The organism is Sutterella megalosphaeroides (assembly GCF_003609995.1).
In the GTDB taxonomy this organism is placed as follows: Bacteria; Pseudomonadota; Gammaproteobacteria; order Burkholderiales; family Burkholderiaceae_F; genus Sutterella; species Sutterella megalosphaeroides.
The window spans coordinates 310,371-322,491 of the sequence record NZ_AP018786.1 but is presented as its reverse complement, the minus strand read 5'-3'; the positions used below and the strand labels follow the sequence as shown (position 1 = coordinate 322,491).

Here is a 12,121-nt window from a genome sequence, read left to right as displayed (position 1 = left end):
TAAAACTCTGAGTATTTTAGATTACTTCGCCTTGTCAGCGATGACGGCTTCGGCGACGTTGCGCGGAGCTTCAGCGTAGTGCTTGAATTCCATCGTGTAGGTCGCACGGCCCTGCGTGAGCGAGCGGAGCTGCGTGGCGTAGCCGAACATTTCGGCGAGGGGAACCTCGGCCTTGATGCTCTTGCCGCCGCCGACGAGGTCGTCCATGCCCTGGATGACGCCGCGACGGGACGAAAGGTCGCCCATGACGTCGCCCATCTTTTCTTCGGGCGTTTCGACTTCAACGGCCATGATCGGCTCGAGGAGCACGGGGTTGGCCTTGCGCATACCGTCCTTGAAGGCCATCGAAGCGGCCATCTTGAAGGCGTTTTCGTTCGAGTCGACTTCGTGGTACGAACCGAAGTGGAGCGTGACCTTCACGTCGACGACCGGGAAGCCGGCGAGCACACCCGCCTTGAGCGTGTCTTCCACGCCCTTTTCAACGGCCGGGATGTATTCACGGGGAACCACGCCGCCCTTGATGGCGTCGACGAATTCGAAGCCCTTACCGGGTTCGAGCGGTTCGAGCTTGAGAACCACGTGACCGTACTGGCCGCGGCCGCCCGACTGCTTGGCGAACTTGCATTCGGCGTTTTCGACGACGGAGCGGATCGTTTCGCGGTAGGCCACCTGGGGCTTGCCGACGGTCGCTTCGACGTTGAATTCGCGCTTCATGCGGTCGACGAGAATTTCAAGGTGGAGTTCGCCCATACCCGAAATAATCGTCTGGCCGGATTCTTCGTCCGTACGAACGCGGAACGACGGGTCTTCCTGAGCCAGGCGGTTGAGGGCGAGAGCCATCTTTTCCTGGTCGGCCTTCGTCTTGGGTTCCACGGCCTGCGAAATAACAGGTTCCGGGAATTCCATGCGTTCGAGGATGATCGGGGCTTCGATCGCGCAGAGCGTGTCGCCCGTCGTCACGTCCTTCAGACCCACGGCGGCGGCGATGTCGCCGGCTTCAACGAACTTGATTTCCTTACGTTCGTTGGCGTGCATCTGGAGGAGTCGACCGATACGTTCCTTCTTGTTCTTCACGGAGTTGAGAACCGTGTCGCCGGAGTTGAGAACGCCGGAGTAGACGCGCAAGAACGTGAGCTGGCCGACGTAGGGGTCGGTCATGATCTTGAAAGCGAGAGCCGAGAAGGGAGCGTCGTCGCTCGCTTCACGGGTAACTTCGTTGTCGTCGAGGTCGAAGCCCGGGACCGGCGGAATGTCGGTCGGAGCCGGGAGGAACTGAACGACGGCGTCAAGCATGCGCTGAACGCCCTTGTTCTTGAAGGCGGTACCGCAGAGCATCGGCTGCACTTCGCAGGCGATCGTGCGCTGACGGAGGCCGGCGATGATGTCTTCTTCGGAGAGGGTGCCCTCTTCGAGGTACTTGTTCATCAGCTCTTCGGAAGCTTCGGCGGCGCTTTCGATCATCTTTTCACGCCATTCTTCGGCCGTGGCCTGAAGGTTGGCGGGGATGTCCTGGTATTCGAACTTCATGCCCTGAGACTTGTCGTCCCAGATGATCGCCTTCATCTTGATGAGGTCGACCACGCCTTCGAACTGGTCTTCGGCGCCGATCGGCACGACGATGGGCACGGGGTTCGCCTGGAGGCGCTTCTTCATCTGGTCGTAGACCTTGAAGAAGTTGGCGCCGGTACGGTCCATCTTGTTGACGAACGCGAGGCGGGGAACGCGGTACTTGTTGGCCTGACGCCACACCGTTTCCGACTGGGGCTGAACGCCGCCGACCGCACAGTAAACCATGCAGGCGCCGTCAAGGACGCGCATCGAGCGTTCCACTTCGACCGTGAAGTCGACGTGGCCCGGGGTGTCGATGATGTTGAGGCGGTACGGTTCCCACTGCATTTCCATGCCGCGCCAGAAGGCGGTCGTGGCAGCCGAGGTAATCGTGATGCCGCGTTCCTGCTCCTGTTCCATCCAGTCCATCGTGGCGGCACCGTCGTGCACTTCGCCAATCTTGTGATTGACGCCCGTGTAGAACAGAATGCGTTCGGACGTGGTGGTCTTGCCCGCGTCGATGTGGGCGGAAATACCGATGTTGCGGTAACGCGAGATCGGGGTTTGACGAGCCATTTAAGGTTCCTCTCAAATACGCCGCACACGGCCCGGGGCCGTGTGCGGCAAGATGCGAATTAGAAGCGGAAGTGCGAGAAGGCCTTGTTGGCTTCAGCCATACGATGGACTTCGTCACGCTTCTTCATGGCGCCGCCACGGCCTTCGGCCGCGTCGAGCAACTCGCCAGCCAAGCGCTGCGGCATGGACTTTTCAGAACGCTTCTTGGCCGCTTCGCGGAGCCAGCGCATGGCGAGAGCCATACGGCGGACGGGGCGGACTTCAACCGGGACCTGGTAGTTGGCACCACCGACGCGGCGGGACTTGACTTCCACCAACGGACGGACGTTGTTGAGAGCGGTGGTGAAGACTTCCAGGGCGTTCTTGCCGGACTTTTCTTCGATCTGCGTGAGGGCGCCGTAAACGATACGTTCGGCCACGGCCTTCTTGCCGTCAAGCATGATCACGTTGATGAACTTGGTGATTTCAACGCTGCCGAACTTGGGATCGGGCAGCACTTCGCGTTTCGGAACTTCGCGACGACGGGGCATTTTTTACCTCTTTCGTGTCTTCAGTCTATGCACGTTCCCATTTCAAAGTGCGGGAATACGTGCAAATGTTTCATGAGCGGTCCCATGGACCGCGACTTACTCGGTCGGCTCAACCGGTGAACCCGACCGTTTCTCCACGGTGTGTCACCGCGAATGGAATTAAGCGGCCTTCGGGCGCTTGGCACCGTACTTGGAACGGGCCTGCTTACGATCCTTGACGCCCTGCGTGTCGAGGGAGCCGCGGACGATGTGGTAACGCACACCCGGAAGGTCCTTCACACGACCGCCGCGGATGAGGACGACCGAGTGTTCCTGCAGGTTGTGGCCTTCACCGCCGATGTAGGAGATGACCTCGAAGCCGTTGGTCAGACGCACCTTGGCGACCTTACGGAGAGCCGAGTTCGGCTTCTTCGGGGTCGTGGTGTACACGCGCGTGCAAACGCCACGCTTCTGCGGGCAGTTCTTCAGCGCGGGGCTCTTGCTCTTGTCGCGAGTGAGCTCGCGGGGCTTGCGAACAAGCTGGTTGATAGTAGGCATAAACGTCCGTCTAAAAATTGGCCGACCGCCGGGGGCGGAGGGCTCAGGTTTTTACTCAACTTTCCGGAACGGGGGACTTTTTGCGGTCCGAAGATCGCGGCGGGTCTGATCCCACTCTGGAAAGCACGTGATTTTCGGTCATAGCGCAGGCGCTGTCAAGCGAGGCCGCGCGATATTTTTCAATAAAAACAAACCGCCCCTTCGCGAGAAGGGGCGGTCGGGAAAGCGTTCCGATCGGAGAGCCGCCCTCTCGGGCGGACTCCCCTGCTCGCTTTACTCTTCCTGCTTGGGCTCTTCGGCCTTCGGAGCTTCGGCCGGAGCTTCGGCCTTGGCCTTGGCTTCGCCTTCGGGCTGAGCCGCGGCTTCGCCTTCACCCTCGCCTTCGGGCTCGGGTTCCGGATCACGGAAGGTGATCGGATGTTCGGCGTCTTCCTGGAAGTTCACGAAGAAGAACGGATCCTGCACGACCGGAGCGGCGGGAGCGACCGGTGCGTCGCCTTCGAAGGGCGACTCGATCGGATCGGCCGTTTCGCGCTCGATGCGTTCGGCAAGTTCCTTTTCCTTGTGAGCCTTGTGGTAGGCAAGACCCGTACCGGCAGGAATCAGGCGACCGACGATCACGTTTTCCTTCAGGCCGCGCAGTTCGTCGCGCTTGCCCATGATGGCGGCTTCCGTCAGAACGCGCGTCGTTTCCTGGAACGAAGCGGCCGAGATGAAGCTGTCCGTCGAGAGCGAGGCCTTCGTGATACCGAGGAGCACGTTGTCGTACGACGCCGGACGCTTGCCGAGCGCGATCACGCGATCGTTCTCGTCGAGCATTTCGGAGCGTTCGACCTGTTCGCCCTGGATGAAGTTCGTGTCGCCCGGATCGGTGATCTGAACGCGGCGCAGCATCTGACGAACAATCACTTCGATGTGCTTGTCGTTGATCTTCACGCCCTGCAGACGGTACACGTCCTGAACTTCGTCGACGATGTAGCGAGCGAGCTCTTCGATACCGAGCAGACGCAGGATGTCGTGCGGATCCACCGGACCGTCGACCACCTCTTCGCCCTTCTGCACGACCTGACCGTCGTGAACGAGAACGGTCTTGTCCTTGCTGATGAGCGTTTCGTGCGCGTTGCCTTCGCTGTCGGTGATGATGAGACGCTGCTTGCCCTTCGTTTCCTTACCGAACGTGACGGTACCCGTCACTTCGGCGAGCATGCCGGCATCCTTCGGGCTGCGGGCTTCGAAGAGTTCGGCCACTCGCGGCAGACCGCCGGTAATGTCTCGGGTCTTCTGCGATTCGGTCGGGATACGCGCGAGCACTTCGCCCATGCCGATTTCCTGACCGTCGCGGATCACCACGAAGGCGCCCACCGGCAGCTGAATCGTCACGGAATGGTCCGTACCCGGGATCTTCACTTCGTTGCCGTTTTCGTCGATGAGGTGCACCAACGGACGGAGAATGCCCGCGGAGCTCGCCTTGCCCGACTTCGTCGTGGTCTTCTTCGGGTCGATGACGACGAGGCTCGAGAGACCCGTCACTTCGTCGACCTGGTTCATGACCGTGACGTTTTCGATCACGTTCTCGAACTTGATGCGACCGGCGTACTCCGAAATGATCGGACGCGTCATCGGGTCCCACGTCGCGAGCTGCTGGCCGGCGCGGATTTCCTGATCCGGACGGACGAGCATCGTGGCGCCGTAAGGCACCTTGTGGCGTTCGCGTTCGCGGCCGTGTTCGGTCACGATCACTTCGCCCGAGCGGGAAATGACGACGAGTTCGCCCTTCGAGGACTTCACGTAGCGCATGGCGGGCGAGTACTGGATCGTACCGGCCGACTTCGCTTCGATGCTCGAGGCGACGGCGGCACGCGACGCGGCACCACCGATGTGGAACGTACGCATCGTAAGCTGCGTGCCCGGTTCGCCGATCGACTGAGCGGCGATGACGCCCACGGATTCGCCCGCGTTGACGATCGAGCCGCGGCCGAGGTCGCGACCGTAGCACTTCGCGCAAAGGCCGTAACGCGTTTCGCAGGTGAGCGGCGTGCGGACCTTGACCATGTCGATGCCGAGCTCGTCGATGAGATCGCACAGATCTTCGTCGATGAGGGTGCCGGCGGCGATGGCGACTTCGTTCGTGTCGGGGTTGATGACGTCAACCGCCGTCACGCGACCGAGCACGCGGTCGCGCAGCGCCTGGATGACTTCACCGCCTTCGACGAGCGCGCGCATTTCAACGCCGTGCGTCGTATGGCAATCGTCCTCGACCACCACGAGGTCCTGCGTCACGTCGACGAGACGACGCGTCAGGTAACCCGAGTTCGCGGTCTTCAGAGCCGTGTCGGCCAGACCCTTACGAGCACCGTGGGTCGAGATGAAGTACTGCAGAACGTTCAGACCTTCGCGGAAGTTCGCGGTAATCGGCGTTTCGATAATCGAGCCGTCCGGCTTGGCCATCAGGCCGCGCATGCCGGCGAGCTGACGGATCTGAGCGGCGGAGCCTCGAGCCCCGGAGTCGGCCATCATGTAGACGCTGTTGAAGGACTCCTGACGAACCTTCTGACCGTGACGGTCGATGGTGGGTTCGGTCGAGAGTTCCTGCATCATCACCTTGCCGACCTGGTCGGAGGTGCGGCCCCAGATGTCGACCACCTTGTTGTAGCGTTCGCCCTGCGTGACGAGACCCGAGGTGTACTGCGCCTCGATTTCCTTCACTTCCTGTTCGGCCGCACGGACGAGCTGCTCCTTCTGAGCGGGGACGGTCATGTCGCCCACGCAGATTGAGATGCCGGCGCGCGTCGAGAGACGGTAGCCGTTGTCCTTCAGACGGTCGGCGAAGATCACCGTGGCGTTGAGACCGCACTTGCGGAAGCAACGGTTGATGAGCTTGGCGATTTCCTTCTTCTTCAGGGTGATGTTGAGCTCCTTGAAGCTCATGCCCTTCGGAAGGATTTCGGAAAGGAGCGCGCGACCGACGGTCGTTTCGTAACGAACGACCTTCGGCGTCAATTCGCCCGTCTGCTTGTTGAGGTCGTACTCGCGGATGCGAACCGTACAACGCGTCTGCAGATCGACGACGTGGTTGTCCCAGGCACGCTGAACTTCGGCGACGTCGGCGAAGTACATGCCTTCGCCCTTGCCGTTGATGCGTTCGCGCGTGGCGTAGTAGAGACCGAGCACCATGTCCTGCGACGGAACGATCGACGGGTCGCCGTTCGCCGGGAAGAGCACGTTGTTCGAAGACATCATGAGGCTGCGCGCTTCGAGCTGAGCTTCGAGCGAGAGCGGGACGTGAACGGCCATCTGGTCGCCGTCGAAGTCGGCGTTGAACGCCGCGCAAACGAGCGGATGGAGCTGAATGGCCTTGCCTTCGATGAGCTTCGGTTCGAACGCCTGAATACCGAGACGGTGCAGCGTAGGAGCACGGTTAAGCATCACGGGGTGCTCGAAGATGACTTCTTCGAGGATGTCCCAAACGACCGCTTCCTGGTTTTCCACCATCTTCTTGGCGGCCTTCGGCGTGGGCGCGAGACCGCGCAGCACGAGCTTGTTGAAGATGAAGGGCTTGAAGAGCTCAAGCGCCATCAGCTTCGGCAGACCGCACTGGTGCAGACGAAGTTCCGGACCGACGGTAATAACGGAACGACCCGAGTAGTCGACGCGCTTACCGAGCAGGTTCTGACGGAAGCGACCCGACTTGCCCTTGATCATGTCGGCGAGCGACTTGAGCGGACGCTTGTTGGCGCCCGTCATCGCCTTGCCTCGACGACCGTTGTCGAGGAGCGAGTCCACCGCTTCCTGCAGCATGCGCTTTTCGTTGCGCACGATGATGTCCGGCGCCTTAATTTCGAGAAGGCGCTTGAGACGATTGTTGCGGTTGATGACGCGACGGTAGAGGTCGTTCAGGTCCGACGTGGCGAAGCGGCCGCCGTCGAGCGCCACGAGAGGACGCAGGTCGGGCGGGAGCACCGGCAGAACCGTCAGGATCATCCACTCGGGACGGATGCCCGAGTGCTGGAAGCCTTCGAGGACCTTGAGGCGCTTGGCGTACTTCTTGATCTTCGCTTCGGAGTTGGTCGAGCGGAGTTCTTCGCGCAGACGGTCGACTTCGCCGTCGATGTCGATCGTACGGAGAAGTTCGCCGATGGCTTCGGCACCCATCATGGCCTTGAAGTCGTCGCCGAATTCGGCCGTCGCCTGGATGAACTCTTCCTCGTTGAGCAGCTGACCGCGTTCGAGCGTCGAGAGGCCCGGATCGACAACGATATAGGCTTCGAAGTAAAGAACGCGTTCGATGTCGCGCAGCGGGATGTCGAGCACCATGCCCATACGGCTCGGCAGGCTCTTCAGGAACCAGATGTGTGCGACGGGGCTCGCCAGGTCGATGTGACCCATGCGTTCGCGACGCACCTTGGCGAGCGTGACTTCAACGCCGCACTTCTCGCAGATGACGCCGCGATTCTTGAGGCGCTTGTACTTGCCGCAAATGCACTCGTAGTCCTTCGTCGGGCCGAAGATCTTGGCGCAGAAAAGACCGTCGCGTTCCGGCTTCTGGGTACGGTAGTTGATCGTTTCCGGCTTCTTGACTTCGCCGTACGACCACGAATGGATCTTCTCGGGACTCGCAAGACCAATGCGGATCGCATCGAAATGCTCGTCCTTCTGGACCTGGTTGAAAATGTCGTTAAGCGCTGTTTTCATCGCTTAAGTTTCCTCATCAGTTCTTCACGAGGTCGATGTCGATACCCAACGACCGGATTTCCTTGACCAACACGTTGAACGACTCGGGCATACCCGCTTCGATCTTGTGATCGCCCTTGACGATGTTTTCGTACACCTTCGTACGACCGTTCACGTCGTCGGACTTGACGGTCAGCATTTCCTGCAGGACGTACGACGCACCGTAGGCTTCGAGGGCCCACACTTCCATTTCGCCGAAACGCTGGCCGCCGAACTGGGCCTTGCCGCCCAACGGCTGCTGCGTGACGAGCGAGTACGGACCCGTGGAACGGGCGTGCATCTTGTCGTCGACGAGATGGTGGAGCTTCAGGTAGTGCATGTAGCCCACGGTCACGGGACGCTCGAACGGTTCCCCCGTACGGCCGTCGTAGAGACGCGCCTGCGTCTTGGCGGGCGTCAGTTCGAGGCGCTGAGCTTCGTCGTCCGGGAACGCGAGGTCGAGCATCATGCGGATCTGCTCTTCGCTCGCACCGTCGAAGACCGGCGTCGCAAAGGGCATGCCGTTCTTGAGGTTGCGGGCGAGTTCCATGATCTCTTCGTCCGTGAGGCTGTCGAGATCTTCGGTCTTGCCGGTACGGTTGTAGACCTCGTTCAGGAACGAGCGGATCTGACGAGCCGTTTCGGTCTTGAGCATTTCTTCGATGCGCCAGCCGATACCCTTGGCGGCCCAGCCGAGGTGCACTTCGAGAACCTGACCGATGTTCATACGGGACGGAACGCCGAGCGGGTTGAGCACGATGTCGGCGGGACGACCGTCGGCCATGTACGGCATGTCTTCGACCGGGCAGATCTTCGAGACCACACCCTTGTTACCGTGACGGCCGGCCATCTTGTCGCCGGGCTGCAGACGACGGCGTTCGGCGATGTAGACCTTGACCATCTTGAGCACGCCCGGGGGCAGTTCGTCGCCACGGGTGAGCTTGTCCTTCTTGAGCTCGTACTTGCGGGCGTTTTCGGCACGGGTGTGCTCGATCGCCTGCTTCGTGAGTTCGATGTAGTGCTGGGCGGCTTCTTCTTCCATGCGGAGGTTGAAGAGGTCGTAGCCCTGCATCGCACCGAGGACGTCGGCCGTAAGAACGCCGTCCGCGCCGAGCCCTTCGAGCTGCATCGTGGAGACGACCTTGTGGCCCACGAGCTGACGACGCAGACGGTCGAACGCGTCGCGTTCGACGATGCGAAGCTGGTCGTCGAGGTCGCGGTGGTACTGCTTGAGTTCGTCGGCGATGATGCTTTCGGCACGCTTGTCGCGCTTGACGCCGTCGCGCGTGAAGACCTGAACGTCGATCACGGTACCGGTCATGCCCGAGGGAACGCGCAGCGACGTGTCCTTCACGTCGGAGGCCTTTTCACCGAAGATCACGCGCAGGAGCTTTTCTTCCGGCGTGAGCTGGGTTTCGCCCTTCGGCGTCACCTTGCCGACGAGCACGTCGCCCGCCTTGACTTCGGCACCGATGAAGACGATGCCCGAGTCGTCGAGGCGGTTGAGCTGGTTCTCGGAAAGGTTCGAGATGTCGCGGGTGATTTCTTCCGGCCCGAGCTTCGTGTCGCGGGAAACAACCGAGAGTTCTTCGATGTGGATCGACGTGTAGCGGTCGTCGGCGACGACGCGTTCGGAGATCAACACCGAGTCTTCGTAGTTGTAGCCGTTCCACGGCATGAACGCGATCAGCATGTTCTGACCGAGGGCAAGTTCGCCCATGTCGGTCGAAGCGCCGTCGGCGAGCACGTCGCCGCGGGCAACGTGGTCGCCCTTCACGACGATCGGACGCTGATTGATGTTCGTCGACTGGTTCGAGCGGGTGAACTTCTGCAGGTTGTAGATGTCCACGCCCGTTTCACCGGCCACGCTCTCTTCGTCGTTCACGCGAATAACCACGCGGTTGGCGTCGACGTAGTCGACGACGCCGCCGCGGCGAGCCTGGACGGTCGTCTTCGAGTCGACGGCCACCGTACGTTCGATCCCGGTACCCACGACGGGCTTTTCGGGTCGGAGGCACGGCACGCCCTGACGCTGCATGTTCGCGCCCATCAGAGCACGGTTCGCGTCGTCGTGTTCGAGGAACGGAATCAACGCCGCGGCGCACGAAACGATCTGCGACGGAGCCACGTCCATGTACTGGATGCGGTCGGGCGAAGCAAGGATCGTTTCGCCGTTGTCGCGCGCGGAAACGAGTTCCTGCGTGAGACGCCCTTCGTCGTCCATTTCCGCATTGGCCTGGGCAATGATGTACTTGCCTTCTTCAATGGCGGAGAGGTAATGGATTTCCTGCGTCGCAACGCCGTCGATCACCTTGCGGTACGGCGTTTCGAGGAAGCCGTACTCGTTGAGGCGGGCGTAAAGGGCGAGCGAGTTGATCAGACCGATGTTCGGACCTTCCGGCGTTTCGATCGGGCAGACGCGACCGTAGTGGGTCGAGTGCACGTCGCGGACTTCGAAGCCCGCGCGTTCGCGCGTCAGACCGCCCGGGCCGAGAGCCGAAATACGACGCTTGTGCGTGATTTCGGAGAGCGGATTCGTCTGGTCCATGAACTGCGAGAGCTGGCTCGAACCGAAGAATTCGCGAATGGCCGCGGAGATGGGCTTCGAGTTGATGAGGTCCTGCGGGGTCAAACCGTCGCTTTCGGCCTGGTTGAGGCGTTCCTTGACAGCTCGCTCGACGCGCACGAGGCCGGAGCGGAACTGGTTTTCGGCGAGTTCGCCGACGCAGCGAACACGACGGTTGCCGAGGTGGTCGATGTCGTCGACGCCGTTGACGGCGCAGTCGCGCACGACACCGTTTTCATCGATGAGCTTGACGTTGTCCTGACCGTTGCGAAGCGCGACGAGAAGAGCCATCGTGTCGACGATGTCTTCGTTCGTAAGCGTCATCGCGCCTTCGGCCGAGTCGCGACCGAAGCGGGCGTTGACCTTCATGCGGCCCACGCGCGACAGATCGTACGCGTCGGCATCGAAGAAGAGACGCTTGAAGAGCGTTTCGACGGCGTCTTCCGTGGGCGGTTCGCCCGGACGCATCATGCGATAGATCGCCACGCGAGCCGAGAACTGATCGGGCGTGTCGTCGAGGCGGAGCGTGTTGGAGATGTACGCGCCGTGGTCGAGCTCGTTCGTGAAGAGCGTTTCGATCTGGGCGACGCCCGCCGTGCGAAGCTTCGAGAGAAGACCTTCGGTGATTTCTTCGTTGCAGTTCGCGAGGAGTTCGCCTTCGGAGTCGACGACCGCCTTGGCGAGCACGCGACCGAGCAGGTACTCGTCGGGCACGACGATCGAGGTCATGCCGGCCTTCGTCATGTCACGGACATGCTTGGCGGTGATGCGCTTGTCGCGGGGCACGATGATCTTGCCGTCGGGTCCTTCGATGTCGAAGGAGACGGTCTGGCCCTTCAGGCGTTCGGCCACGAAGGGAAGTTCGGCGCCGACGGTGCGCAGCGTGAAGCGATCGAAGTCGAAGAAGCGCGCAAGGATGTCCTCGGCCGTAAAGCCGATGGCCTTGAGGAGGATCGTGCCGGGCATCTTGCGACGACGGTCGACGCGGAAGTAGAGAATGTCCTTCGCGTCGAATTCGAAGTCAAGCCAGGAGCCGCGGTACGGAATCACGCGCGCGGAGAAAAGAAGCTTCCCGGAGGAATGAGTCTTGCCCTTGTCGTGCTCGAAGAAAATGCCCGGGGAGCGGTGCAGCTGGCTGACGATAACGCGCTCGGTCCCGTTGACGATGAAGGAGCCCTTCTCCGTCATGAGCGGGATTTCGCCCATGTAGACGTCGTTCTCGCGGATTTCCTTCACGGTTTCCGGCTGCGCGGCTTCGCGATCGTAGATCTCGAGACGAATCTTGGCGCGCAGGCGGCTGCTGAACGTAAGACCGCGCAACTGGCACTCGGCGACGTCGAACTCGGGCTCGGCGAGTTCGTAGTTGACGAACTTGAGGCAAGCGTAACCGTTGTGGCTGCGGATCGGGAAGATGGAAGAGAATGCTGCCTGAAGCCCGACGGTAGCGTTGCGGGCGGCAGGAGCGACATTCGCCTGCAGGAATTCTTCGTAGGAACGAAGCTGAGTATCAAGCAGGGAAGGCACTTCAAGGACGCTCGGACGAGAGGCAAAGCTCTTCCGAATGCGCTTCTTTTCAGTGAACGAGTACGACATGGACACTCCGTTCGGCACTAGGGATGAACCAAAAAGTCGGATCTTGGAGGAACGCGGAACC

5 protein-coding genes are annotated in these 12,121 nt (G+C 61.2%); all 5 read right to left on the bottom strand.

What is annotated here, in order from left to right; translation table 11 throughout:
* Positions 1-21 precede the first annotated feature (21 nt).
* Complete coding sequence (fusA, locus tag S6FBBBH3_RS01485; protein WP_120176079.1) at positions 22-2,124, bottom strand: elongation factor G; 2,103 nt, start codon at positions 2,122-2,124, stop codon at positions 22-24.
* 59 nt (positions 2,125-2,183) lie between these two features.
* A complete protein-coding gene (gene rpsG / locus S6FBBBH3_RS01480; RefSeq protein WP_120176077.1) occupies positions 2,184-2,654 on the bottom strand; it encodes a 30S ribosomal protein S7 in 471 nt (156 codons plus the stop codon).
* 159 nt (positions 2,655-2,813) lie between these two features.
* Positions 2,814-3,191, bottom strand: coding sequence for a 30S ribosomal protein S12 (rpsL, locus tag S6FBBBH3_RS01475; protein WP_120176076.1), 378 nt, complete (start codon positions 3,189-3,191; stop codon positions 2,814-2,816).
* A gap of 273 nt (positions 3,192-3,464) precedes the next feature.
* Positions 3,465-7,883, bottom strand: coding sequence for a DNA-directed RNA polymerase subunit beta' (gene rpoC / locus S6FBBBH3_RS01470; protein ID WP_120176075.1), 4,419 nt, complete (start codon positions 7,881-7,883; stop codon positions 3,465-3,467).
* A gap of 16 nt (positions 7,884-7,899) precedes the next feature.
* On the bottom strand, positions 7,900-12,060 hold the full coding sequence (gene rpoB, locus S6FBBBH3_RS01465; RefSeq protein ID WP_120176073.1) for a DNA-directed RNA polymerase subunit beta: 4,161 nt from the start codon (positions 12,058-12,060) through the stop codon (positions 7,900-7,902).
* Positions 12,061-12,121 lie beyond the last annotated feature (61 nt).

Bases quoted from the DNA above. Each gene is read 5' to 3' on its own strand.
- fusA (WP_120176079.1), bottom strand. From the start codon at position 2,124: ATGGCTCGTCAAACCCCGATCTCGCGTTACCGCAACATCGGTATTTCC.
- rpsG (WP_120176077.1), bottom strand. From the start codon at position 2,654: ATGCCCCGTCGTCGCGAAGTTCCGAAACGCGAAGTGCTGCCCGATCCC.
- rpsL (WP_120176076.1), bottom strand. From the start codon at position 3,191: ATGCCTACTATCAACCAGCTTGTTCGCAAGCCCCGCGAGCTCACTCGC.
- rpoC (WP_120176075.1), bottom strand. From the start codon at position 7,883: ATGAAAACAGCGCTTAACGACATTTTCAACCAGGTCCAGAAGGACGAG.
- rpoB (WP_120176073.1), bottom strand. From the start codon at position 12,060: ATGTCGTACTCGTTCACTGAAAAGAAGCGCATTCGGAAGAGCTTTGCC.